The organism is Nocardiopsis prasina DSM 43845 (genome assembly GCF_000341265.1).
GTDB classification, from domain to species: Bacteria; Actinomycetota; Actinomycetes; order Streptosporangiales; family Streptosporangiaceae; genus Nocardiopsis; species Nocardiopsis prasina.
On sequence record NZ_ANAE01000094.1, the window covers coordinates 1 to 23969 of the forward strand.

25 protein-coding genes and 1 pseudogene are annotated in these 23969 nt (G+C 72.6%); 9 read left to right on the forward strand and 17 right to left on the reverse strand.

The features are described 5' to 3' along the window. Together D452_RS27865 and D452_RS0107450 are read right to left on the reverse strand one after the other, a co-directional pair. Nucleotides 1-710: pseudogene (locus D452_RS27865) on the reverse strand (NB-ARC domain-containing protein); the annotation flags it as partial. Nucleotides 711-841: 131 nt separating this feature from the next. Continuing rightward, complete coding sequence (locus D452_RS0107450) at nt 842-1738, reverse strand: UTP--glucose-1-phosphate uridylyltransferase (RefSeq protein ID WP_040693322.1); 897 nt, start codon at nt 1736-1738, stop codon at nt 842-844. Nucleotides 1739-1904: 166 nt separating this feature from the next. Here D452_RS0107450 and D452_RS0107455 point away from each other — a divergent pair, with 166 nt between their 5' ends. Together D452_RS0107455 and D452_RS0107460 are read left to right on the forward strand one after the other, a co-directional pair. After that, nucleotides 1905-2531, forward strand: a complete 627-nt coding sequence (locus tag D452_RS0107455) for a TetR/AcrR family transcriptional regulator (protein WP_026129062.1) — start codon at nt 1905-1907, stop codon at nt 2529-2531. After that, nucleotides 2524-3141, forward strand: a complete 618-nt coding sequence (locus tag D452_RS0107460) for a GNAT family N-acetyltransferase (RefSeq protein ID WP_017543530.1) — start codon at nt 2524-2526, stop codon at nt 3139-3141. Before D452_RS0107455 ends, D452_RS0107460 begins: the two co-directional genes overlap by 8 nt. A 6-nt stretch (nt 3142-3147) precedes the next feature. Here the strand turns inward: D452_RS0107460 and D452_RS0107465 are convergent, their stop codons facing one another. Next, nucleotides 3148-3477 carry a hypothetical protein gene (locus tag D452_RS0107465; RefSeq protein ID WP_017543531.1) on the reverse strand — a complete coding sequence of 110 codons (330 nt, stop codon included), beginning with the start codon at nt 3475-3477 and terminating at the stop codon, nt 3148-3150. Nucleotides 3478-3755: 278 nt separating this feature from the next. Continuing rightward, nucleotides 3756-4469 carry a methyltransferase domain-containing protein gene (locus tag D452_RS0107470; RefSeq protein WP_193374219.1) on the reverse strand — a complete coding sequence of 238 codons (714 nt, stop codon included), beginning with the start codon at nt 4467-4469 and terminating at the stop codon, nt 3756-3758. A 365-nt stretch (nt 4470-4834) separates the two neighbouring features. Here D452_RS0107470 and D452_RS0107475 point away from each other — a divergent pair, with 365 nt between their 5' ends. Continuing rightward, nucleotides 4835-5410 carry a snapalysin family zinc-dependent metalloprotease gene (locus tag D452_RS0107475; protein WP_017543533.1) on the forward strand — a complete coding sequence of 192 codons (576 nt, stop codon included), beginning with the start codon at nt 4835-4837 and terminating at the stop codon, nt 5408-5410. Nucleotides 5411-5462: 52 nt separating this feature from the next. Here the strand turns inward: D452_RS0107475 and D452_RS0107480 are convergent, their stop codons facing one another. After that, on the reverse strand, nt 5463-7340 hold the full coding sequence (locus D452_RS0107480; protein WP_017543534.1) for a calcineurin-like phosphoesterase C-terminal domain-containing protein: 1878 nt from the start codon (nt 7338-7340) through the stop codon (nt 5463-5465). Between the two features lie 352 nt (nt 7341-7692). On the opposite strand from D452_RS0107480, the gene D452_RS0107485 reads away from it, so the two are divergent. Beyond that, the gene (locus D452_RS0107485) at nt 7693-7953 is read left to right on the forward strand and encodes a PLDc N-terminal domain-containing protein (RefSeq protein ID WP_017543535.1); all 261 of its coding nucleotides are present in this window, start codon (nt 7693-7695) and stop codon (nt 7951-7953) included. Nucleotides 7954-8020: 67 nt separating this feature from the next. Here the strand turns inward: D452_RS0107485 and D452_RS0107490 are convergent, their stop codons facing one another. The 4 genes from D452_RS0107490 to D452_RS0107505 all read right to left on the reverse strand — a co-directional run bounded on the left by D452_RS0107490 (nt 8021) and on the right by D452_RS0107505 (nt 11625). Then, complete coding sequence (locus tag D452_RS0107490; protein WP_017543536.1) at nt 8021-9373, reverse strand: carboxylesterase family protein; 1353 nt, start codon at nt 9371-9373, stop codon at nt 8021-8023. A gap of 34 nt (nt 9374-9407) precedes the next feature. After that, nucleotides 9408-10154 (reverse strand): GntR family transcriptional regulator, encoded by a 747-nt coding sequence (locus D452_RS0107495; protein ID WP_017543537.1) that lies wholly within the window; start codon nt 10152-10154, stop codon nt 9408-9410. A gap of 113 nt (nt 10155-10267) precedes the next feature. Further along, entirely contained in the window at nt 10268-10390 is a 123-nt protein-coding gene (locus D452_RS31670) for a hypothetical protein (RefSeq protein WP_017543538.1), read from the reverse strand. After that, nucleotides 10387-11625 (reverse strand): MmgE/PrpD family protein, encoded by a 1239-nt coding sequence (locus tag D452_RS0107505; protein WP_017543539.1) that lies wholly within the window; start codon nt 11623-11625, stop codon nt 10387-10389. The genes D452_RS31670 and D452_RS0107505 overlap by 4 nt, the downstream gene beginning before the upstream one ends. A 156-nt stretch (nt 11626-11781) precedes the next feature. Here D452_RS0107505 and D452_RS0107510 point away from each other — a divergent pair, with 156 nt between their 5' ends. Beyond that, nucleotides 11782-12006, forward strand: coding sequence for a hypothetical protein (locus D452_RS0107510; RefSeq protein WP_017543540.1), 225 nt, complete (start codon nt 11782-11784; stop codon nt 12004-12006). 83 nt (nt 12007-12089) lie between these two features. On the opposite strand, the gene D452_RS0107515 is transcribed toward D452_RS0107510, so the two are convergent. The 6 genes from D452_RS0107515 to D452_RS0107535 all read right to left on the reverse strand — a co-directional run bounded on the left by D452_RS0107515 (nt 12090) and on the right by D452_RS0107535 (nt 16717). Beyond that, nucleotides 12090-12866 (reverse strand): MBL fold metallo-hydrolase, encoded by a 777-nt coding sequence (locus tag D452_RS0107515; protein WP_017543541.1) that lies wholly within the window; start codon nt 12864-12866, stop codon nt 12090-12092. 60 nt (nt 12867-12926) lie between these two features. Beyond that, the gene (locus tag D452_RS27870; RefSeq protein ID WP_275040717.1) at nt 12927-13619 is read right to left on the reverse strand and encodes an ABC transporter ATP-binding protein; all 693 of its coding nucleotides are present in this window, start codon (nt 13617-13619) and stop codon (nt 12927-12929) included. Continuing rightward, complete coding sequence (locus D452_RS31675) at nt 13607-14011, reverse strand: ATP-binding cassette domain-containing protein (protein ID WP_275040718.1); 405 nt, start codon at nt 14009-14011, stop codon at nt 13607-13609. Before D452_RS31675 ends, D452_RS27870 begins: the two co-directional genes overlap by 13 nt. Then, nucleotides 14008-14769, reverse strand: a complete 762-nt coding sequence (locus tag D452_RS0107525; RefSeq protein ID WP_017543543.1) for an ABC transporter permease — start codon at nt 14767-14769, stop codon at nt 14008-14010. The genes D452_RS31675 and D452_RS0107525 overlap by 4 nt, the downstream gene beginning before the upstream one ends. Next, nucleotides 14766-15557: an ABC transporter permease subunit gene (locus D452_RS0107530; RefSeq protein ID WP_110048814.1), complete on the reverse strand. Its 792-nt coding sequence runs from the start codon at nt 15555-15557 to the stop codon at nt 14766-14768. The genes D452_RS0107525 and D452_RS0107530 overlap by 4 nt, the downstream gene beginning before the upstream one ends. A gap of 116 nt (nt 15558-15673) precedes the next feature. Further along, a complete protein-coding gene (locus D452_RS0107535) occupies nt 15674-16717 on the reverse strand; it encodes an extracellular solute-binding protein (RefSeq protein WP_017543545.1) in 1044 nt (347 codons plus the stop codon). A 315-nt stretch (nt 16718-17032) separates the two neighbouring features. Between D452_RS0107535 and D452_RS0107540 the strand changes: the two genes are divergently transcribed. Then, nucleotides 17033-18076, forward strand: coding sequence for a LacI family DNA-binding transcriptional regulator (locus tag D452_RS0107540; RefSeq protein WP_017543546.1), 1044 nt, complete (start codon nt 17033-17035; stop codon nt 18074-18076). A gap of 248 nt (nt 18077-18324) precedes the next feature. Then, nucleotides 18325-19938, forward strand: a complete 1614-nt coding sequence (locus tag D452_RS0107545; protein ID WP_040693326.1) for a BCCT family transporter — start codon at nt 18325-18327, stop codon at nt 19936-19938. On the opposite strand, the gene D452_RS0107550 is transcribed toward D452_RS0107545, so the two are convergent. Next, a complete protein-coding gene (locus D452_RS0107550) occupies nt 19935-20903 on the reverse strand; it encodes a DMT family transporter (protein WP_051061264.1) in 969 nt (322 codons plus the stop codon). The genes D452_RS0107545 and D452_RS0107550 overlap by 4 nt on opposite strands. Between D452_RS0107550 and D452_RS0107555 the strand changes: the two genes are divergently transcribed. Next, nucleotides 20902-22308 carry an aminotransferase-like domain-containing protein gene (locus D452_RS0107555; protein ID WP_026129064.1) on the forward strand — a complete coding sequence of 469 codons (1407 nt, stop codon included), beginning with the start codon at nt 20902-20904 and terminating at the stop codon, nt 22306-22308. The two genes, D452_RS0107550 and D452_RS0107555, sit on opposite strands and share 2 nt — an antisense overlap. A gap of 22 nt (nt 22309-22330) precedes the next feature. On the opposite strand, the gene D452_RS0107560 is transcribed toward D452_RS0107555, so the two are convergent. Beyond that, the gene (locus D452_RS0107560; RefSeq protein ID WP_017543550.1) at nt 22331-22897 is read right to left on the reverse strand and encodes a TIGR03086 family metal-binding protein; all 567 of its coding nucleotides are present in this window, start codon (nt 22895-22897) and stop codon (nt 22331-22333) included. Nucleotides 22898-23027: 130 nt separating this feature from the next. Between D452_RS0107560 and D452_RS0107565 the strand changes: the two genes are divergently transcribed. Further along, a partial coding sequence (locus tag D452_RS0107565; protein ID WP_017543551.1) for a saccharopine dehydrogenase family protein occupies nt 23028-23969 on the forward strand: 942 nt, incomplete at its 3' end.

Genomic DNA, 23969 nt, shown 5'->3' on the forward strand with positions numbered 1-23969 from the left:
GTGGCGGCCTCGTACTCGTCGCGGTGGGACATGCGTCGGTCCACAGCGTGGAACGAACGGAACAGGCGGAGTGAGTCGGCCTCTGCCAGGGAGCGCAGCGTGAGGGCCTCGGCTCCCCGGGCGATCCGGGCCGCCGCACCGGCGAAGCCCTCCTCGCAGGCGGCCACGACCAGGTGCGGGCCCGACCCGAGGGAGAAGTGATCGATCTCGGTGTCGCTGGCGGCGCCGTCCAGGAGCAGCAGGAGGTGCTTGCCCGCGGTCACGCCGCGCAGACGACCGATGAGGACGTTGACGTCGCTCTCCGCGTCGACGTCCCGCACGTGGAGGTCCTGGAGGAGGCCGCGCAGGACCCCGGTGAGGTCGAGGTTGCCCTCGCGGTCGCGCCAGGTGTCGAGATCCCGATACAGGACGCCGTCCTCGAACCGGTCCGACAGGCGGGCGCTGGCCTCGGCGAGGGTGACGCTCTTGCCGATCCCGGACTCCCCCAGGAGCAGGGCCAGCGCGCCACGGCGTTCGCGCCTGACCTCGGCCGCGAGGGCGTCCAGCCGGACGAGGTCGTCCACCCGGTTGGTGAACCTGCGGTCGGCGGAGGGCGCCTGGTGGGGTGGTGCGGGCGGCCGGGGCTCTCCGAAGTGGACACTGCCGATACTCCTGGCCTGGACCGCGGCGTCCGCGTGTCCCGACAGGTCGTTTCGGTGGTGATCCGGCACCGCTGGCCTCCTGGGGGGGTGGGTTCGCGCGAGCGCGTCGCGTGGTCATGGCCTCCGACGATCCTAGGGGGCCGCCGTCCGGTGGGGGCCCCGCCGTCGGGCCGTGGCCGCTTCCGGTCGCCGCCCCGGGGTCAGGGGGTTTCGGGGTGGGCGGCGAGGCGGCGCAGGAGCGGACCGTACTCGGGGTGGGCCAGGGCGGAGGCGAACTGGGCGACCAGGTAGTCGGCGGGATTGCCGGTGTCGTACCAGCGTCCCTGGATGACCTGTCCGTAGACGGGGTGGTCGGCGGCGTGGGCGTTGATGGCGTCGGTCAGGTAGATCTCGCCGGTGCGGTGCGTGTACCAGCGCTCGGTCTGGGCACGCAGCTGGTCGACGATGTCGGGGGTGATCACGTAGCCGCCGATGGCCGCGTAGGCGGAGGGGGCGTCCTCGGGCTTGGGCTTCTCCACCAGTCCGTCGATGCGCAGGAGTCCGTCGGACAGGTCCTCCGCGACCCGGGGCACCCCGTAGCGGCGCGATTCCTCGCGCTCCATGGGCATGAGGGCGAGCACGGGGTGGCCGGTGCGCTCATAAGCACTCACGAGCTGTTGTGCGCGGGGGACGTCGGCGACGAAGACGTCGTCGGGCCACAGGACGAGCGACGGTTCGTCGCGGGCGTCCCGGTAGGCGTTGAGCACCGGTGTCCCGTTGCCGTAGGGACCGTGTTGGTCCAGGTAGGTGATGTGTCCCAGGCGGGCCAGTTCGGCGACCTCCTCGACGGCGTCGGCGTACTCCTGCTTCCCGTCGCCGCGCAGACGCTCCACCAAGGCGGGGTCGGGGCGGAAGTGGTCCTGGATGAGGGTCTTGCCGCTGGAGACGACGATCGTGATGTCGGTGATGCCGGAGGCCACGAGTTCGCGGACGGTGTGTTCGATGACGGGCTTGTCACCGACGGGGAGCATCTCCTTGGGGGTGGCCTTGGTGAGTGGCAGGAGCCGCGATCCCATACCGGCCGCGGGGATCACTGCGCGTCGGATCGTCCTGGTCATGAGTCTCCCCTGGTCGAGGCTGGGTGCGGTGGAGGCCGATGGTATCGGCGCCGGGGTCGGCGGGCCGGGAGGGCGGGGCCCGGGTCGCGGGGTCGGTCTTGCGGTCAGCCCCGATCCAAATAGAATGAACAAATGTTCATTCAAAAAGTCGGAAGCTGAGGGCCCGATGCCACGGAGTCCGGAGCAGCACGAGGCGATGCGCGCCGCCACCCGGGAGCGGGTGCGGTCCGCCGCCGTGCGGCTGTTCGCACGTCAGGGGTTCGCCGCGGTGAACATGCGTCAGATCGCGGAGGAGGCGGGCATCAGCACCGGCTCCATCTACCGGCACTTCAGCACCAAGGAGGAGCTGTTCGAGGAGCTGGTCGCCGAGGCCGCGACGGGGATGGGCGCCGTCGTGGAGCTGTTCCGGGGCTCGGAGTCCCCCGTGGACTCCCTGCGGACCTTCACCGACGAGTTTCTGTCGGACCTGGCCGGGACCGGTGACTTCGTCGAGTTCTTCCAGCTCATGCACCAGGCGTTCACGCAAGGGAACTCCCCGGAGGAGGACGTACCGTCGGCGGTCGGCGAGCTGGTCACCCGCAACACGGAACTGCTCCGCGCGGCCGTGGAGCTCATGGAACGCGGTCAGGCGCGCGGCGCGCTGCGTGAGGGCCCCGCCGACGAGTTGGCGTCGTGCTACTTCGCCCTGTTGGACGGTCTGGTAACGATGCGTTCGGCCCTGGGTGAGCGGTGTGTGCTGCCGAGTACGTCCACGGTGATGGGCCTGCTCCTCAAGGAGGGAAACGATGGGTGACGGTACCGGGGAACCGGTGGTGATCGAGGTCAGGCGCGGCGACGCCCTGGGCGAGGGGTACCGGAGGGCGATCGCGGAGGTGTTCGTCGAGGGCTTCGGGGAGGACCTGGCGTACTTCGCCAAGGACCCGGCGCGGCTCACCGGGGCCGTGGAGCACATGCTGGTGCTGGAGCGCTTCCACGTGGCGCTGGTCGACGGGCGGCCCGCGGCTCTGGCCAGCCTCACCGAGGTCGGGCAGGAGGCGATCGACCACGACGCCCGCACGCTGCGCGGGCACCTGGGCCTGGTCAAGGGAACCATCGCGGACCGGGTGTTCCGGACGCACTTCCAGGGAGGCTCCGCCGGGTCCGGACCCGGCCGCGCCGAGATCGGCTTCGTCGCCAGCGCCCGGCGCTTCCGGGGGCGGGGCGCCGCCAAGGCCGTACTCCATCACCTCCTCGCCCTGCCCGGATACGACGAGTACACACTGGAGGACATCAAGGACACCAACGCGCCCGCCCTCGGGCTCTACGAGCACCTCGGCTTCCGCGAGTACAAGCGGCGCGACGTCGGCCGCTCCCGGTGGAGCGGGTTCCACGCGTACGTGTCCATGAAGCTCACCCAGGGATGACGGGGTTCACAGGACGGTGACGTCGATCCTCCGGCCGTCGGGATCGATCAGCAGGTGTTCCCCACGGGAGAGCGGAGGGTCGGTCTCGGTGACGTCCAGGGCCAGGCTCAGCCGGAGGTCGCTGGCCCCGTGGCCGTCGGGGGCCGGGCGGATCTCCAGGACGGGCCCGAGAGGGAGGCGACTGGTGTAGCGGCTCGGCCCGTCCCGGACGGGGTCGGACTCCTCTCCGAAGGCCAGACCGAGCGCGTTGTAGAAGTCCCGGCACTCTTCTGCGCGGGTGGTGTAGAGGACGAGGGAGTCGAGGCAGGCGTGCGTGGCGAAGATGGATTCCGGCATGGCCGTCCCTACTGCTCGGCGGGTGGGAGGAGGGGTTGTCCTCCCAGTCTGCGAGGCGGCGCAGGTGGCCACAAGTGGGTCTCCTCCAGCTGTGGACAACCCGATCTCAGAGGGTCCGGGGATCGCAGAACCGGACGTTCAGGGCCCCTCCCGGGGGCGCACCCGCACCGACGGCCCGGAGGCGGGCTGGACGCACAGGTGACCGGCGTCCGGGCCCGGGCCACCACGGCCCAGGCCCTCCGCTTCGTTTGCCGCGACGTGTGACCGCTCCTCGTGGCTCAGTCCTGCTCGGGCAGCCGGTAGACGGACACGTGGGAGCCGGAGTCGCCGGTGAACGGGGCGCCCTTCCAGTCCGCGTGCCGGGACTCCAGCTCGAAGCCGGCCATCTGCGCCATGAGGTCCAGCTCGGACGGCCACACGTAGCGCTGCTTCACCCGGATCACGCTGGGTTCGCCTCCCTTCTCGAACCTGATGTGGTGCGAGACCAGGTGCTGGTGTTCGAGGTCGAAGGTGTCCAGCCCCACGTAGCCGTCGCCGTGGGCGAACACCAGCCCGTCCTGGCCGGGAGGGAGCCGCCGCAGGCTGGGCACGCCCAGTTCCACGACGAACCGTCCGCCGGGCCCCAGGTGACTGGCGGCGTTGCGGAAGCACCGGACCTGTTCGGCCTGCGTGAGGAGGTTGGAGATCGTGTTGTAGACCAGGTACACCAGGGTGAAGTCGCCTGGCACCCGGGTGGTGGCCATGTCGCCGATCACCACGGGGATGGTGGCCTCGTCGGCCCTGCCGCGCAGCCGGTCGACCATCGCCCCGGACAGCTCGACGCCGGTGACCGGGACGCCCCTGGCGACCAGGGGGACGGCGATCCTTCCGGTTCCGACCGCGAACTCCAGTGCGGCGCCGTTCCCGGCGAGCTCGGCCAGCCTCGCCACCGCCGGATCGACCTGCTCGGGAGCGAACATCCCCTCGCCCGGGGTGTCGTAGGACCGCGCCATCTCGGCGTCCCACACCGGGGACGGCGAGGACGGGTCGTGGGGCTCTGGTGCCGGTTCAACGTCAGTCATCCCGGCACGGTAACGCCGGTCCGCCGCCGAGTGCCAGGGGTTTTCAGGCCTGGATTCCCCTCGCTCGGCTGCCCGGAAACCCGCGACCCCAGAGCTGGAGCCGGAAGTGGTGACGGCGCGCCTGGACGACCTCGTGACCCACCTGGACACGGCGGGCTCCTGAGCCCGCCGCCCGGGGAGGCGCTGCGGAATCTTAGCGTTCAGCCCTCCTTGTGGCGATGGGTCGCCACACATAGCATCACCGCGACCCCACCGGGTCACGAAGATCATCAGCACCCTCACCCCAGGGAGACCCCATGCTGAGACGCGTCCTGACACCCCTCCTGGTCGCGCTGAGCGCACTGGCACTCACGCTCGTGGGCACCACACCGGCGAGCGCGGCGCACTCCGAGCCGTCCCTCCAGCAGAACCCGACCGTCCTCTACTACGACTCCAGCCAGGCCGCCGAGTTCACCTCGGTCGTCGCCTCGGCGGTGGACGTGTGGAACTCCAGCGTCGACAACGTCCGCCTCGAGCCCGCCCCCTCAGGGCAGCGCGCCGAGATCCGCGTCATCGCCGACGACGGCTGGCCGCGCGCCCACCTCGGACCCGTGCGTCCGGGCGGTCAGGTCACCGTGTGGATGGGCCGTCAGGGCACCGCCGAGGGCCACGACCCGCTGCGGATCGCCGCCCACGAACTCGGCCACAGCCTGGGCCTGCCCGACGCCAAGCCCGGCCCCTGCTCGTCCCTGATGTCGGGCTCCACCGGCGGTGTGGACTGCACCAACGCCCAGCCCAACGCCTCCGAGCGGTCTCGGGTCGAGGCCAACTACGGCGGCGGGCTGGCCGGCGAGCAGCCCGCTGACGGACAGCTCCTGGTCGACCGCCACTAGGGACACGGGAGGGCCGACGCGGACGCGTCGGCCCTCCTCTCTTCGTTCGGGGCTACTTCACGACCTCGAACTCCAGTGTGTCGGTGAACGAACGTCCGTGGGCGTCGGTGGCGGTGACCTCCGCCGTGTGGGCACCGGCTCCGAGGTCCTCGGGCAGATCGAAGCGCCACAGGTGCATGGTGCGGTCAGCGAGGCTGCCGCCGTGGACCAGCTGCTGGGCGACGGCGTGGGGGTCGGAGTACTCCACACCGACGTTGACGGCCTCGCCCTGGAGCTGCTGGGTGCGCTCGGCCTCTGCGGCGGGTGCCCCGTCGAGGCTGACCTCCACGGTGGAGCCCGTGGAGCCGAGGAAGAGATTGGTGGTCAGCCATGTGCCCCCGACCAGGTCGTCGGCGTCGACCACCAGCGGTTCCGTGAGCTCGGGAGCCTCTCCGACGGGGTCGGCGTTCCACTCGCGGCGTTCGGTGAACCACTCGCGGTAGGTGGGGCTGTTCAGGCCGAGCTGGGTCTGCACCTCGTCGGGCTCCCCCGTGACGGTGTAGCGCTCCTCGAACTGGTTGCCCTCGATGTCCAGGGTCACCACACCGGGACGCCCGCCGTCACGGCCGAGGGCCGTGGGGTAGCCCTCCTCACCGACCTCTCCCGAGTACCAGTCGCCCGAGATCGCGCCCACGGTGATGTGCGGGAACGGCAGTCCCTCGATCCCGAACAGCTCGCGCCAGCCCTCGACGTCGTCACCGGTCCTCAGGTTCTCGATGCTGTGGCTGTGTCCGGCCACCGCCACGGCCTCGCGGCCCTCGAGGAGTTCGTGCACGCGTGTGACCTGGTCGACCTGGTGGACCGGGGAGCCCTCGTCGGCGTAGTTGAGCAGACCGATGTGGCCCGCCACGACGATCAGCTTGTCCTCGTCGACGTTGGCCAGGTCCTGTTCGAGCCAGGTGAGCTGGTCGTCGCTGATCCGGCCGTTGTAGGCCGGGGAGCCCCCGGGGTCGCAGTGCGCCGCGATGCCCTCGGGACTGTCGTCGGCCGCCGTGCACGGGTAGTCGACGGTGTTCAGGGCAACGACGTGCGCGTCGCCGACCTCGTAGGAGTAGTACGCGGGCGCCAGCGCCGCGCGGAAGGTGTCGAAGGAGTGCGCCGCGTCGGGCGCGTCGAAGTCGAGGTCGTGGTTGCCGGGCAGGAAGCGTGCCGGACCGTTGGTCTCGGCGACCAGTTCCTTGATGTCGGGGTAGAGCGACAGGTCGTCACCGGCGACGTCGCCGACGAAGAGCGTCCCGCAGCCCGCGTAGTCGTCGCGCTCGGACAGGTCCTTGATGGCCCCGGCGCGCGCGTACTCGATCTCCTGTCTGTCGTAGGTCTGGAGGTCTCCGGCGATGACGCAGCTCTGGGTGTCCGCGGCGGTCAGCTCGCTCTCCACGAGCGGGAAGTTGACCTCGGACGGCAGCGGACCGGTGGGCTCGATACCGCCGTAGCGCAGCTCCGGGGAACCCTCGGGCAGGTGGTTGTAGTGGAACTGCGGGACGTTGTACTCGTCCAGCGGCACCTGGTAGCCGGACGGCTGCGTGATCGACACCGTCATGTTGTCGAACGCGGGCAGCTGGTACCGGCCCTGGTCATCGGTCCGGACCACGTCGCGGCCGTTGGTGACCACGACCCCGGCGAGGCCGGGTTCGTCGCCGCTGACGCCGTCGCGGTCGGTGTCGACGAACACCGTGCCGTTGAGCAGCGGGGTGTCCGGGGCGTCGTCGGGGGTGCGGACGATCTCGATCGCACCTCGGTAGACGGGCTCGTCCCCGCCGTCCGAGGGCGCCGCCACGGCCGGGGCGATCGCCACGGTCAGGGAGGCGGTGAGGGCGACGACCGCCGAGGCGGTCAGCGCGGCGCGGAGGCCGCGGCGGGTGCGTTCGGTGGGGGCGTGTGTCGTGAGCATGCGGTTGCTCTCCGATACGTGAGGGGGCCTGACCGGTCGGGGGACCGGCGCAACGCCACCCTCCTCGACGCGACTGAACGCGAGCACAGGCGTCAGCCAACGGACGACCACCGTTCGGTGACGACTGGTCCCACTCCGTGACCGCGCACCCCCGACGAAAGTCGGTACGAGCCGTCCGTCAAAAGGCCCACCCGGGGCACCGTGTCGCCTTCTTAGGCGACGCGGCGGAGCGTCCCCCAGGTGGATGCCCGGGAAGGTGCGGTGGACCTAGCGTTGAGTACGTAGCCAGGGGGTCCGGTTCCGCACCACGACGGGGGCGGCCGGAACCCGCAAGAGACTGAGGAGACCCGCGATGACGCTGTTGAACCTGTTCGAGTCGATGACCCCGGAGACCGGGATCGCGTTGGCCCTGATGATCGGCGCGCTGCTGGTGGGTCTGGCGGCCATCGTGCTCATCGTCGCGGCCGTGTTCAGCATCCTGTTCTCCCGGTTGGACGTCCCCATGAAGCTGGTCTGGATCGTCCTCGTCTTCCTCGCGCCCCTGATCGGTGCGCTCCTGTGGTTCCTGATCGGACGCAACCGGGTTCCGGCCCAGCGGTACGGGTACCGCTGACCCTCGAACCGCCAGCGGGCCCGAGCCCACCGTCCGGGGCTCGGGCCCGCTGGCGTGCGGGCGGCTGTCAGGAACGGTGGACGGTGAGGCTTTCGGAGGCGGCTTCGGCGTTGCTCGGGCGGACCGTCCCGGTGCGGGCGAAGTCGGCCCACAGGCGCCGGACCGCGCGGCCGCGCCGGTCGAGTTCCGCCCAGCTGGTGCGGCCGACGAGCTTGGTGTTCTCCCAGGCCTTCCGGTTGCCGAGCAGCAAGGGGACGTCCACGATGTGGGCGGCGCCGTAGGGGCTGCCCTCCGGTCGCCAGGTGACGGTGTAGCGGGTGGCCCTGCCGCCGGACCTGCGGTGGTGGCGGGCGAAGCGCTTGGTCGGGCCGGTGTAGATGCGGTACGTGGTGGCCCACACCAGGAACCGGCGCAGCGACGGTCCCACGAGCGGCAGCGCGGCCAGGCGCCGGATCGCGGGGAGGAACTCGGCGAACAGCCCGGTCTCCTCGCTGGTCGCACCGATCAGCAGGTCGATCCCGGGGGCGGCCGCGCCCCAGGCGCGGAGCCGGATCGTCTCGGCGGGCAGGGGTGCGTGCCCGTACTGGGTACCGAACGGCATGGCGCTGGCCAGGCCGTGCCCCTTGGCGGCGGCGCCGGCGCGCTCTTCGAGGGCCACCAGCTCGGTGGCGGTCGCATCGGGGTCGGGAACGCCCACGGCCCGCGCCATGGCCTCGGACATCCGGGAGCGTCCGGTGATGATGCCGAGCGGGGCGCTCTGGACCACGGCGCGGCGGAAGAGGCCCTCGGCGCCCTGGCTGATCATGAGGTGGGCGACGGCGTCACCACCGGCGGACTGACCGAAGAGGGTGACGAGGTCGGGGTCTCCCCCGAAGGCGGCGATGTTGGCGCGGACCCAGCGCAGCGCCTGGATCTGGTCGAGGAGACCGAGGTTGGCGGGGACGGAGTCGCCGATGCGCAGGTAGCCGAGCACCCCGAGGCGGTAGGTGACGGCGACGACGATGACGCGCTGCTCGGTGACCAGGCTCGTGGGATCGAAGATCTCCATGTCCCCGGCCCCGGTGACGTAGGAGCCGCCGTGGATCCACACCATGACGGGCAGGCGCTCGTCCTCGGTGAGGTCGGCGGGGAAGGTGACGGAGAGCCGCTGGCAGTCCTCGTCGTGGCGGCCGACCGAGACACCGTCGACCGCCGTCGACACCACCTTGGAGATGAGCTGCGGTGAGGCGGGCGCGGGCCGGGTGGCCTCGAAGGGTTCGGTGAACGGGGGCGCGGGCCGGGGCGGGGCGAACCGTTCGGCGCGCGCGTAGGGGATGCCGAGGGCGCGGACCACCTCTCCCCGGACCGCGCCGACGACGGGTCCGGCGGGGGTGTCGACGCGGCGGAGCTCGTCCCGGGAGACGGAGGTCTGTTCAGTCATGGTTTCCCTGTTCGGTCGGTCCGGCGGTGGGACGTCAGCGCGTGCTGCGTCGCAGCCGGACACGGTAGGAGTACTGCTCCGGCAGGAAGTGGCTGGTGGCCAGCTCGACCGGGGACCCGGTCACGTCCAGGTAGACGCGGTCGACCCTCAGCAGGGGCTGCCGCCGTGGACATCCCAGATCTGCTGCGAGGTCGTCCCCCGCGTCCACGGCGGTGATGCTCTGCTCCGCTTCGGCGATGGGGTGGTCCAGCCCCCGATCGAGCAGTCCGATGACGGTGATGGTACTGCTCACACCCTCGGAGGCCAGTTCCGGCACGGCGCCGAGCACGGAGGCCACGGTCGGCGGCAGGTGCACCGTGGTCACGCAGAACGGCTGTTCCGCGTGCATCCGCACGAAGTCGACGGTGTGCACGGTGTCGTCGTCCAGGCGCAGGCGGCCCGCCGCGTCGATGTCCACCCTGCGGCGCAGCGGTCGGAGCACGCGCATCCGGGTGTCCTCGGACAAAGCCATGAGGTCGTCGATCGAACCGAACTGGCGCAGGTAGCGTCCCTGGTCGCGGGGGGCCGGAAAGGTGCCCCGGCCGCGGACCCGGTGGACCAGCCCCTCGGAGACCAGGTCCTGGAAGGCACGCCGGACCGTCTGGCGGCTGACGTCGTACCGGTCGGCGAGTTCGGCCTCGGTGGGCAGGCGGGAGCCGTCGTCGAACGTGCCGTCGAGCAGCGCCGAGCGCAGTTCCCGCGCGACCTTCTGGTAGGCCGCTTCGCCGCTGTTGACCGCCATCGCCCCCGGCCCCTCCCCATTGCCCCGAGGTCCCATTGTCCCCGTCCCGGGAGGGGACGGGGACAACGCGGGTCCGGGGGTATCGGACCGCCCCTGCTCGACCCGGGGGCGTTTCACAGTCGGCGGACGACCACGTCGCGCTGGATCTCGTCACCCGACTGGTCGGCGGCGAAGAACGCGGTGACGGCCCGTTTCGGGCCGATGACAGTGACACCGTCGAGCGGTCGGCGGCTCACCCCTCCCCCTCGGTGTTCGGGGTGTCCCCCCGCGGGTCGGCCCCGGGGGCTCCGGGAAACTGGGAGCGCAGCAGGTCCGGGGCGTTCGACCAGGTGGTCCTGTCCACGTGCTCCGGGACGTCGGCGCCGCAGTCGGCGAACTTCGCGGCGAGTTCGGTGTCGGTCGCCGGTCGCCGGGGAGCTCCTGCTGGCAGGTCCAGGATGGTGTCGAGCACGGCGCCGTCCCGGGTGCGGACCCGGACCGTGGTGGACCCGTCGAGGAGACCGTGGCCGCCGGGGGTGGCCCGGACGCGCACCGCCGCGACCAGGCGCCGGGCCTCGGGGCGCAGGGCGGCCCGATCCGTGAAGCCGGCGAATCCCGGGTGGCCGTCCAGGACGGCGGCGGCGACCGCGTACTCCAGGCTGAACTTGGCTTGGAGCCCGGTGTCGGGCCTGTGGTGGATGAGCGGGTGCAGGGTCGCCTCCGGGGCCTCGACCTCGATCCGCTCGACGGCGGAGTGGTCGATCGGCCCCAGCGAGCGGACCGCCTCGATGGGCCGCTGCATGGCGTAGCAGCAGGGATGGACCTTGGTGGCCAGGCCGTCGGGGACGGCGTCGCCACCGGTGTCGAGGGCCGCGGGGTCGCCCCCCATGATGGCGAACCACTGGTCGAGCGCGGTCGGGTCGGCGTCGGCTCCGGCCGCGGCCAGGCGGGCGGCGCGGACACCGGCGTGTGCGGCGAAGCCGACCTGGAGGGACTTGGCGTCGGTGCCGAACGCGCGCTGGACTCCCCCCGCGGCCGGGACCGCCAGGGCCATGGCGGTGGCGACGCGGTCGGCTGGCAGCCCGAGGGCCAGGGCCGCCCCCGCCGCCGCGGCCGGCGCCCCCGCCGTGCAGGTGGCGTGCCAGCCGTCCGTGTAGTGCCGCCACCCCAGCGCCGTTCCCAGTCGTGCCATGACCCCGGCCGCGGCCAGGTAGTCGCGTTCGCCTCCCCCCGTAGCGAGTACGGCGGGAACGCACACCACGCTGATGTGGGTGGTCGAGGGCAGGTGCAGGTCGTCGAAGTCCAGTACGTGACCGATCGCGGCCCAACGGGCCTCTTCGGGGAGGCCACGGGTCAGCGGGACCAGGGGGTGGTCCCGTGCGGCCAGGGTGACGGCGAGCGTGTCGCGGAGCGAACGACGCGCCAGAGCGCGATCGTCCTCGCTGGGGTCCAGGGCGTGGGCCCAGTCGGCGAGTGTTCGGGCGACGGCCATGGGCGGGGCTCCCTACGGAGGGAGGGTCGGCAACCCTCCGGCTGATTTGTACGGCCATTTTTGGCTCGCGGATTCGCCTTGTCAATGGATCCAGAGCCATTTCCCACCAGGATGCCCCTGACAAGGCGCCCGAAGGCGGGGAACAAGGGCACTTAAATGGCCGTACATATCGAGACGCGAGATGCGGGCGGAGGTCGACGTCAGGGGCGTCCGTTCGCCGCGCTGGCCGGGGTCGACCGGGCCCGCGAGGAGCTGGGACCGACGGGGACCGGTGGGCCGCCGGGGCGCACCGACGAGGTGGCGGCGGCCGTGCGCCACCTCGACGGTGCGGACGCCGCCTTCGTCACCGGACCGAGGCTGGGCGGCGTCCACATGCCGTGACCCCGGGGCCGGAGCGCGCCGAGGCACGCCCCTGACCGCGGTCCCACCCGTACCGGGAGACCGCCGCCGGGGGCGTCCTCAGTTCAGAACCGACTGCCCGGGACGGCGACGCTGACGCTGCCTCCGAAGGCACCCTCCGCGTGACGGCGGCCCTCGTCCCAGTCGGCGGGGCTGGCGAAGTGGGTGAGCACCAGGTGGCGCGCCCGCGCCTCGGCGGCCAGCTCCCCCGCCATCCGCGCCGTGAGGTGGCCGTGGCCGTGCAGGGACCGCTCGTCCGCCTCCAGGTAGGTGGCCTCGCACACGAACAGGTCGGCCTCGCGGGCGGCCTCCGCGACCGGGGCGCAGTAGCCCGTGTCGGAGGAGAACGCGACGACCCGCCCGTCCGGGGACTCGAAGCGCAGCGCCGCGGACGGCACGCTGTGGTGCGCTGCGTAGGAACGGAACGCGACCCCGTCCACCTCGTGCACGGTCCGGCCGTCCCGGGGCATGGCGGTGATGTCGAAGGACTGGGTGATGGGCTGGTTCATGGTCGGCAGGGTGGGGATGCCGAAGACCGCGTCGAAGGCCGCCACGCGCTCGGCCTCGCCCTCGGGGAGGAAGAGCGGGACGCGCGGCAGCACCTCGGGGAAGGTCCACCGGTAGGCCCAGGCCATGAGGTCCAGGCTGTGGTCGGCGTGCATGTGGGTCACGACGATCCCGCGCAGCTGCTCCAGTTCGTACCGGGGGCAGTAGGCCAGCAGCGACCCTGGCCCGGCGTCCACCAGCACCAGACCGGTCTCCGTGTGGAGCAGGTAGCAGGAGGCGGGCCCCTCCTTGGTGGGCGCGGTCGCGTTCGATCCGAGGATCTCCAGTTCCAGCATGCGTGTTCCTCTCGTGACTGTGGTCGGGGGCGAACCGGGAGTGGGGCGCGGGCGGTCGGTTCAGGGGCGTAGCAGGGTGGCCCGCCCCGGGACCACCGCCAGCGGCACCGAGCGCCCGATCCGCGCGTCGGGCGGCACCCGCACCCCCAGGAGGTGTTCCCCCGCCCGAACGGTGAGGTGTACGCCGTCGCCGGTGAACTCCGAGTGGGTCACCTCCGCGACCAGCGCCGACTCGTCCTCCTCGTCCGTGACGGTGAGGCTGTCGTGGCGCAGCAGCAGCCGGACGGCGCCGTGCGCGGTGGGCCGTACGGTGAGGTCCGCGACCGGGAGCCGCCAGCGCCCGTCCAGGGCCACGGCGTGGCCGTCGTCGAGTTCGGCGTCGAGCAGGACGGCGCTGGCCAGGAAGTCGGCGACGAAGGCGTCCACCGGGTCGTCCCAGAGCTTCTGGGGAGTGTCGAACTGGACCAGCCTCCCGTCACGGAGCAGGGCGATCCGCGATCCCAGCGCCAGTGCCTCGCGCTGGTCGTGGGTGACGATGAGGGTGGCGCACTCGGTCGCGGCCAGCATGGCGGCGAGTTCCCGGCGCAGTCCGCCGCGCAGCTGCGGGTCCAGCGCGGCCAGGGGCTCGTCCAACAGCAGGGCGTCCGGCTGGATCGCGAGAGCCCGGGCCAGGGCGACCCGTTGGCGCTGCCCGCCGGAGAGCTGGTCGGGGCGGCGTTCGGCGAGGTCGGTGAGGTGGGTCAGCTCCAGCATCTCCCGCACCAGCCGCTCGCGGCGGGGGGCNGCAGTCCGTAGCCGATGTTGGCGGCCACGCTCATGTGCGGGAAGACCGCGTAGTTCTGCGGGACCAGGCCGATGTTGCGCCTGGCGGGGCCCAGGCCGGTGACGTCCCGCCCGGCCAGGGTGAGGGCTCCCTCCGAGACCGGGACCAGCCCGGCCACGGCGCGCAGCGTGGTGCTCTTGCCGCAGCCGGAGGGGCCGATGACGGCGACCGTCTCGGCCGGGGCCACGTCCAGGGACACGCGCTCCACGGCGGTGGTGGAGCCGTAGCGCACGGTGAGGTCGTCCACGGTCAGCCCGGACGTGCGCGCGCCGGCTGGCGCGGGACGGGGCGTGGTGTCGGGTGCGGTGGCTTGGGTGCTCACGGGGTTCTCCTCGGGGCCCGGCGCCGGGCCAGGACGATGGCGGTCAGCACCGGAGCGACGAAGGCGACGAAGATCATCGACTGCGCCGAGGCGAGTTCGAGGCGCTGGGTGGAGTAGGAGTCGAACAGGGCGAAGGGCGCGGTGGGCGTGGCTGGCGGGTTGACGAAGAAGCTGACGTTGAACTCGCCGAAGGACAGGGCGAACACCATGGTCACCGCCTGGGTGACGGCGACCAGGCAGGCCGGGACGGTGATGGTGCGCAGGACGCGGACCGGTCCGGCGCCGAGGCTGCGCGCGACGCCCTCGTTGGTGCGCAGCTCGTCGTCGGCCAGGGCGGGCACCAGGGCCGCCAGCGTGAACGGCAGGGTGAAGACGAGGTGGCCCAGGACCAGCAGCAGTCCGCTGGGGCGCAGCATCGGGTAGGTGCCCACGAGTGCGACGCTCAGCGCGATTCCGGGCACGGCCAAGGGCACGTTCACCAGGTAGCCGGTGAGGCGGGTGAGCACGGAGGGGTGGCGGGCCACCCACCAGGCGAGCGGTCCGCCGACGGCCAGGTTCAGCGCCACGACCAGGGCGGCCACGGCCAGGCTGCGGCCGATCACCGGGGCCAGCGGCGGCCAGGCGTGGGCGAACCAGTCCAGTGTGGGCCCGCCGCCCCAGGGACCTTGGGAGAAGTCGACGCTGGTGGCGGCGATGAGGGTGGCCAGGAGCGGGATGGCCACGAACGCACAGGTCAGTCGGGTGACGAGCCGGGTCATGAGGCCACCGCCCGGCGGACGACTCGGGCCAGGACCCGGCCGAGGACCAGCGCCAGCACGGCCGTCGCGGCGAGGATCACCGCGAGGGTCGACGAGGCGGCGAGCCGGTAGCCGGTGGTGAGTTCGTTGGCGACGTTGAGCGGCAGGAGCCGAACCCCCTCGGACAGGGTGGCGACGGTGCCGTACCCGCCCAGGGCGACCGCGATCGCGGTGCCGCTGGTCTCGATGGCGGCGGGCAGCAGCAGGGGCAGGGTCACGGTGAGGAACACGCGCGGACGGGAGGCGCCCAGGGTGCGGGCGCTCTCGGGCAGGGAGGGGTCCAGGGTGGCGGCGGCGCCGCGCAGCGGGCCGAGCACGCGGGGCAGGGAGAAGTACAGGTAGGCGATGAGCAGTCCGGGGAAGGTGTAGGCCAGGCCGGAGAAGCCGTCCCACGCCAGACCCAGCAGTCCGGTCCGTCCGGTGAGGACGATCGCGAAAAACCCGATGATGATCCCGGGCAGGGCGATGGGCAGGGTGAGCAGGGCGTCGGTGGTGGCGCCGCCCCGGCCCGCGCGGTCGTCCTCCGCCTGGCGCAGCACCACGGGCACGGCGACGCAGAGCGTGAACAGGACCGAGCCCACGGCGATGTACAGCGAGTTGAGGAGCGCGTCGCGGACGGCGGCCGAACCGAACGCCCGGGCGTAGTGCTCCAGCGTGGGTCCTCCGTCGGCCGGGGGCTGCCCCAGACCGAGGGAGTTGGCGACCATGACGACGACGGGATAGGCGCTGAACAGGCCGATGACGACCAGGGCGGGGAGCGCGGCGAGCCAGGCCGGTGGCGTCGGCCCGCGTCGGCGGACGACGGGGGCGGCGCCCCCTCCGGTGGCGGGTTCCGTGCGGCTCCCGGCGGTGGTGCTGGAGGGCACTAGAAGCCGACCTCGTCCTGGTAGAGCTCGATGAACTCCTGCTGGCGCAGGCCCTGCTCGACGTAGTCGATCGTGGCGGCCCGCTCGTAGTCCTCGGGCGGCAGCACCTTGTCCGCGAGTTCGTCGGGCATCTCGCCGGTCACCGGGCGCATGTACCCGGCGGCGAAGAGGGCCTGGCCCTGCTCGGAGAAGTAGAAGTCGAGGAGCTTCCTGCCGTTGTCCTCGTTGGGGGCGCCTTCGACCAGGCCGACGATGTAGGGGATCTGGAGCGATCCCTCCTCGGGGATGACCACGGAGACGTTGGCGCCCTCGTCGCGGAGCTTGTAGCCGTTGAAGTCGGTGTCGATGAGGATGGGGATCTCGCCCTGGGCGACCTTGGCGGTGGCGGTCTGGGCGGAGGTGGCGGCCCCGTTGTCCCTGAGGGCGTTGAGGTAGTCCAGGCCCGGCCCCCAGTCGTCGAAGTCGCCCCCGAGGGCGACGTTGACGGCGGTGGCGGCGGAGTAGCCCACGGCGGCCTGGGTGGGGTCGAGGTAGCCGACCTTGCCCTCGTAGGCCGGGTCGAGCAGGTCGTCCCAGCTCCGGGGCACCGGGGCGCCGTCGAGGTGGTCCTCGTTGACGATGAGGGCGATGGTGCCGGTGTGCACGCTGGTCCAGGCGCCGTCGGGGTCGCGGAGTTCGTCGGGGACCTGCTCGGCACCCTCGGGCACGTACTCCTGGAGGACCCCGGCCTCCACCAGCTGTTCACCGAAGGCGATGCCGGTGTAGGCGACGTCGGCGACGGGTGAACCCCTCTCGGCCTGGAGCGCGGCCAGGGCCTGCCCCGAGTTCTTGGGGTCGTTCGGGGCGTTGATTCCCGTCTCCTCCGTGAAGGCGCGCAGGACCTCGCCGTAGTTGCCCCACTCGGAGGGCGAGTTGTAGGTGATGACGACGTCGCCGTCGCCCGAGGCCGATCCCGCGGGGGCGTCGACGTTGCCGCACGAGGTCAGGGCCAGGACGGAGAGGGTCACGACGGCGCCGGTGATCGCCGTGCGTCGGTGGGACATGAGGGCTCCGAGGGTGATCAGGCGGCCCGGTCGTCGGGCCGAGGGCGGGTGGGGGGGTGCTTCGTGATGAAACGATTCACCATGGGGGTGACCTGCACTGTCGTGATCGGTGTCCGGCGGGCCAACACCCTGGGAACCCTCGGCCAACCCCGCCACCCGGCCCCGCCCCGGCCCTCTGCCGAAGACCCGGTGGCAGGGCGGGCACGAGCCCCGCTCGACCGCCGATTCTGAGCCCCCGCCCGCCCGGGACCGCCGTGGCACACCCGCCGCCGCCCCGGCATCATGGCCGTAGACCCGCCTTCGGAAGGACCGCCCATGCCCGCCTCTCACAAGCGCGTGACCCTGCGCGACGTCGCCACCCGAGCCGGGGTCTCGGTCGCCCAGGCCAGCTTCGCGCTCAACGGCCAGGGGCGGGTGGCCACAGCGACCGTGGAGCGGGTCCGCCGGGCCGCCGCCGACCTCGACTACCAGGTGGACGGTCGGGCGCGGGCGCTGCGCACCGGCCAGAGGTCGGCCTACGGGGTGGTCATCCGCAACATGCGCAACCCCTTCTTCCTGGACGTGCTGCGCGGCATGGAGGTGCGGGCGCACCGGGAGGGCGCGTTCCTGCTCATCCTCAGCTCCGACTACGACGTCGACCGTGAGGCCGCCGCGCTGCGCAGGCTCGCCGCCGAGGGGGTCGGCGGGGTCGCGATCAGCCCGGTCGGCCGGCACGGTCCACTGACCGCCTGGCTCTCCCGCCACCCCGACGTCCCCGTGGTGGCCTTCAACCGCACGCCCGAACCCCCGCTCCCGGGTGGGCCACGACTGTCCACGGTGGGGCCCGACGACGGGGCCGCGGTCGCCCTGGCACTGGGGCACCTGCGCGCACGGGGTCACCGCGGGGCCACGCTGGTCGTGGCCCCCGAGGGGCTGGCCGCCGACTGGGGGCGCGAGGAGGAGTTCGTCCGCCACTGTGAGGAGTGGGGCCTGACGGGAACCGTGGTGCGCTGTCCCCTGGACCACGACAGCGTCGCCCGCATGGTCGTGGGGCGGCTGGGCGTCGGCGCCCGTGGGGGCGACGGGGCGGGCGGACACGAGGCCTTCGTGGTCAACTCCGACTACCTGGGCACGGCCGTGTACGCCGCCGCCCGTTCCCTGGGGATGCGGGTCGGTCGGGACGTGAGCGTGGTCGGGCACGACGACCTGGCCACCTCCGGGCTGCTCGACCCGGGCCTGACCACCGTGGGACTGGACCGCGAGCTGCTGGGCGACCACGCCATGCGCCTGCTGGTCTCCCCGGACGAGAGCCCCCAAGGGCGCGGCGTCCGGCTTCCCGTGCACCTGGTGGAACGGGACTCGGTGGCCCTCCTCGACTGAGGCGGCCGCTGTCGCCCCCGAGTCGGGGATGCGACGGTGGCGGCCGGTACGACGGATCGCCCCGTACGCGGGGGTTCTCGGCATCTCCCCCGTACGGAGGCACCGGCGCGAAAGCGTTCACGGCCACACAGCGGCGTGGCACGACGCACCCTCTCATCTCCGCTCCAACCTGGACGAACGCACGTAGACTCGGCCGGTCTGCCGGGGCTTCCGGTGGATGATTCCAATCGATGGGCATCCTCTACTCCATGTCTTCCACCCCGAGCACACGTGTGCCCGAAACCGGCCGACGACCGGATCCCTGGGTCGTCGGAGTCTCCGGCGGCCTGCTGATCGCCTTCGTCCTGGCGGCGCTCGTGTCCCCCTCCGGTGTCAGCGCCGCCGTGGACGCCGCGTTCGCGTGGTCGGCGCGCTGGTTCGGCGCCTACTGGCAGGTGCTGCTCCTGGCCACCGTGGTCGTCGCCACGATCCTGGCCTTCTCCCGCTACGGGCGGGTGCGTATGGGCGGGACCGACGCCCCCGGGTTCACCTGGTTCCGGTGGGTCGCCATGGTCCTGACCACCCTGCTGGCCGCGGGAGGCGTCTTCTGGGCCGCCGCCGAGCCCCTGGCCCACTACGTCGACCCGCCGCCGCAGTACGCGCACATGGCGGGCGGCATGGAGGGCGCCTCGGTCGCCCTCGCGCAGACCTTCGTCCACTGGGGCTTCCCGGCCTGGGCGATCGGTGGTTCGCTGGCCACGCTGGTGATGATGCGCGGTGTGGAGAAGGGCATGCCCCTGCGGCCCCGCACGCTGCTGTGGCCGCTCATGGGTGAGCGCGTCCGCACCCACTGGATCGGCGCCGTCGCCGACATCAGCTGTGTGGTCGCGGTGGTCGCCGGAACGGTCGGCCCGATCGGTTTCCTCGGTCTCCAGATGTCCTACATCGGCGGCGAGATGTTCGGGGTGGGCTCCGGGTTCGGCACCCAGGTGGCGATCATCCTGGGCCTGACGGTCGTGGCGACCATCTCGGTGCTCAGCGGGCTCGACCGGGGCATCCAGCTGCTCAGCCGGATCAACGTCTGGGCCGCGCTGGTGCTGATCGTGTGCGTCGTGGGGCTGTCCTCACTGCCCTTCGTCGTCGACCTGTTCCTCCAGGCCAGCGCCGTGCACGTGCGTGAGTTCGTGCCCATGGCCCTGTTCCGGGGCGACACGGAGTGGCTCGGCTACTGGACCGTCTTCTTCTTCGGCTGGTTCATCGGCTACGGCCCGATCATGGCCATCTTCATCGCTCGCATCTCGAAGGGCCGCACGGTCCGACAGATCTACGTGGGCGCCACCGTGCTGCCCGCCGTCGTCACCTCCGTGTGGTTCACCGCGCTGGGCGGCAGCGGACTGTGGCTCGAACAGCGCGACCCGGGGGCCGTCTCCGGCCCGTACGAGGAGCACGGCCTGCCCGCCGCGGCACTGGCGATCGTTCAGGCCCTGCCGCTGAGCGCGGTGCTGGCGCTGATCATGGTGGTCGTCACGCTCATCTTCTTCGCCGCCACGCTCGACGCCATGTCGTACTCGATCTCCTCCGCCAGCATGCACTCGGGCGAGCCCTTCCCGTGGGTGCGGGCGTTCTGGTGCCTCGGCATGGGCGCCGCCGCCATCGTGCTGCTCACCGTGGGCGACAACGGTGTACAGGCGCTCCAGTCGTTCATCGTGGTGACCGCCGTACCGGTGGGACTGATCCTGCTGCCCACCCTGTGGAGCGCGCCGCGCCTGGTCCGCGAGATGGCGGTGGAGCAGGGGATCGTCCCCGCCCCCGCTCCCCGAACGGCGGGCGAGGACGAGGGTTCCGAAACCGACGCCGAGGCCGAGCGGGTGACCACCGGCTAGGTCCCGCCTCCCCGCACGACGGGGCCGCGCCCGACCACCGTCGACCGTCCGAGCCTGGACCGGACGGCGACGGTGGCGCACAGGACCACCGCGGCCCCGCCGAGGACCGTGGGCCAGGTCAGGTGCTCGCCCAGCAGCAGGGCGGCCCATCCGAGGGTCATCACCGGCTGGGTGAGCTGGATCTGGCTCACCCGGGTCATCGGGCCGATCGCCAGGCCCCGGTACCAGGCGAAGAAGCCCAGGTACATGCTGACCACCGCCAGGTAGGCGAACGAGGCCCACTCTGCCGGGGTCCCGCTCGGCGGCTGCTGGGCCACCGCGACCCCGCACAGGGCGATCATGAGCGGGGCGGAGAGCACCAGGGCCCAGGAGACGGTCTGCCACGCGCCGAGCTCACGGGCGAGGAGACCGCCCTCCGCGTAGCCGATCGCGGCCGCGACGACCGCACCGAACAGCAGCAGGTCGGACCAGACCAGGCCGGAACCGGCCCCCGCTCCCTGGAGGCTCGCGAAGCCCACAGCAGCGGCCGCCCCCACCGCCGCCATGGCCCAGAACACCGCCGGGGGCCGTTCGTGACCGCGCAGCACCGCCGTCACGGCGGTCGCGGCGGGCAGCAGGGCGATGACGACCGCCCCGTGACTGGCCGACGCGGTGGTGAGGGCGAACGAGGTCAGTAGCGGAAACCCGGCCACCACTCCCCCGCCGACCAGTGCCAGACGGAACCACTGGCCGCCCCGGGGAAGACGCTGCCGGGTGAGCGCGAGCGCCGCGGCGGCCAGCAGGGCGGCGGCCACCCCGCGCCCTGAGCCGACGAACAGGGGTGACATGGTTCCACCCGCCACCGCGACGCGGGTGAACGGGACGGTCAGGGAGAAGGCCGCGACCCCCAGAAGTCCCCACCAGAGTCCGGTTCGAGTGGATAGCACCCCGGGCTGATCATGAGTAGCGCTACTATTGATCCTCATGTCCAACGATAGCAGTGCGCGAATCGTCGAGGGGCTGCGCGCGTGGATCGCCGGCGCGCCGCCCGGAGCCAGGCTGCCCTCCACCCGGGCCCTGGTGGCCGAGTACGCCGCGAGTCCGGTCACGGTGCAAAAGGCCCTGCGGACACTGGCCGCGCAGGGAGTGCTGGAAAGCCGACCGGGCGTGGGCACCTTCGTACGCGCGGTCAGGGTCGCCCGGCCCCACGACTACGGGTGGCAGACCGCCGCGCTCGGCGCGCCCCGGCACCGCTCCCCCGGTCTGAACACGGCGCTGCGCACCCCGCCCAACGACGCGATCGCGCTCCACTCGGGCTACCCGGACCGGGACCTGCTCCCCGAACGACTGGTGCGCGCCGCCTTCGCGCGCGCGGCCCGCAGCGAGGCGACCGTGGCCAGGCCCCCGTCCGCCGGACTGCCGGACCTCCAGGCCTGGTTCGCCGCCGGGCTGGCCGCGCACACCCCCGTGGGTGTCACGCCACCCGCGCCCGGCGACGTGCTCGTCCTCCCAGGAAGCCAGAGCGGGCTGAGCGGCGTGTTCCGCTCCCTGGTGGGTGCCGGACGGCCCGCCCTGATCGAGTCCCCCACCTACTGGGGCGCCACCCGCGCGGCCGCGCAGGCGGGCGTGGAGGCGGTTCCGGTGCCCAGCGGAATCCGCGGACCGGACCCGGACGAACTGGACCGCGCGTTCGAGCGGACCGGCGCGCGGGTGCTGTACGCGCAGCCCAACTTCGCCAACCCCACCGGAGCCCGCTGGTCCACCGACCTGGGCGACCGGGTGCTGGAGATCGTGCGTCGCCACGGCGCGTTCCTGGTGGAGGACGACTGGGCGCACGACTTCGGGATCGACGCGCGGCCGACCCCTCTGGCGGCGCGCGACGACGGCGGGCACGTGGTGTACCTGCGCTCACTCACCAAGAGCGTGTCCCCGTCCGTGCGCGTGGCCGGGCTGGTCGCCCGGGGCCCGGCACGGGAACGCGTCCTCGCGGACGCGCAGTCCGAGGCCATGTACGTCAGCGGGGTGTTGCAGGCCGTGGCGTTGGACGTCGTCACCCAGCCCGCCTGGCGCACCCACCTGCGGGGGCTGCGCCAGCAGCTGGCCGCCCGCCGCGACCTCCTGGTCGAGGCGCTGCGCGAGCACGCGCCCACCACGTACCTGGAGGCGGTCCCCCAGGGCGGGCTCAACCTGTGGCTGCGGCTGCCGGACGCCACCGACCTTCCCCGCGTCGTCCGCGAGTGCGAGGAGGCGGGGGTCGTCGTCGCCCCGGGCGGCGAGTGGTTCCCCGCCGAACCCACCGGCCCCTACCTCCGGCTCAACTACGCGGGCCCGCGCCCGGGGGCCTTCCCCGAGGGGGCTCGCGTGCTGGGTCGGACCCTGGCGCGCGGCTGAGGGCGCCGCCCGGGGCTTGCGCCTAGGCCGCGCGCCCGGTCAGGGCGAGGAGCCGGGTCTGGGGGTCGGCGTCGGGTCCCACGGGGACCTGTTCGGCGAACAGGCTGCTGCCGGACAGCACCGCCTGGTTCTCACCGGCCCATTCCAGGAGCTCCGCGACCAGAGCGGGGTCGAGCCGCTCGTCGGCGCCGACCGCCCTGGCCAGGTCCCAGGCGTGGACCCCGAGGTCGAAGGTCATCTGCCACAGGTACACGTGGCCCGGGACGTCGCCGAAGGACAGGTGCACCGTCCGGTCCGGCGCGGAGGGGGCCAGCCACGCGGTTCGGGCCTCTCGAGAGGCCACGGACCAGGTGGCGGCCGGTTCCTCGCCGAGGACGTCGCCGTCGAAACGGTCCCCGACCTCCTCGATGCTCGCCCCGTCGAGCAGGGACGGCACCCACAGCTGTTCCGAGGTGAGGTGGTTGACCAGGTCGTGCACGTCCCAGTCCGTGCAGGGGGTGGGTCGCGCCCAGTCCGTCAGGGCCACCTCCGCCACTCGGCGGTCGAACTCCGCCATCGCGGTGCCGTGCAGGTCGACCAGGTCGGCCATGGTTGTCTCTCCCGTGTTCGGATGCCGTTCCGGAGCTGCCTACCCGGTGGTCCCGGCGCGCCAAACCGGTTGGACCGGGCGTGCGAGACTGAGTGCGGCTCATGGAGCAGATCTGAGAGGTTGGACCACCGTGGAACGCGGTCATGACATCGTCCTGTTCGGCGCGACCGGCTTCACCGGGGCGCTGACCGCCGAGTACCTGGCCACCAACGCCCCACGCGGGCTGCGGTGGGCCCTCGCGGGGCGGGACCGCGACCGGTTGGAGGCGGTGCGGGCGGAGCTGGCCGAGATCGACCCGGACCGGCCCCTGCCGGAGCTGCTGCTGGCCGACGTCGACGACCCCGCCTCGATCCGTGCCCTCGCCGCCTCCGCCCGGGTCGTCATCTCCACCGTGGGACCCTACGCCGAGCGCGGCGAACCCCTGGTGGCCGCCTGCGCGGCCGAGGGCACCGACTACGTGGACCTGTGCGGCGAGCCCGCCTTCGTGGACCTCATGTACGTCCGCCACCACGCCACCGCGGAGCGCACCGGCGCGCGGATCGTGCACGCCTGCGGTTTCGACTCGATCCCCCACGACCTGGGGGTGCTGTTCACCGTCGAGCGACTGCCCGAGGGGGTTCCGCTGCACGTGGAGGGGTTCGTCCGGGCCCGGGGGAACGTCTCCGGGGGCACCCTGCACTCGGCCGTGGACGCCTTCGCGGACCCGGCGGGCATGCTGGCGGCGGCCCGGGAGCGGAGTCGGGTCGAGGACGGGCCCCGGGATCGGCGGGTGCGGATCGACAACCGCGGTCGGCCGCGTACCCGGCTGGCGCGGGGGTGGACCGTGCCCCTGCCCACCCTGGACCCCAGGGTGGTGGTCAGGTCGGCGGCGGCCCTCGAACGCTACGGGCCGGACTTCACCTACGGCCACTACGCGGCCTTCCGGCGGCTCGGCAGCGCCCTGGGCGCGGTCGGGGCGGCCGCCGGGGTGATGGCGGCCGCCCAGGCACCGCCGTTGCGGGATCGCCTGAAGTCGCTGCGTCCGCCGGGCGCGGGCCCCTCCGAGGAGCAGCTGGCCAACGGGGGGTTTACC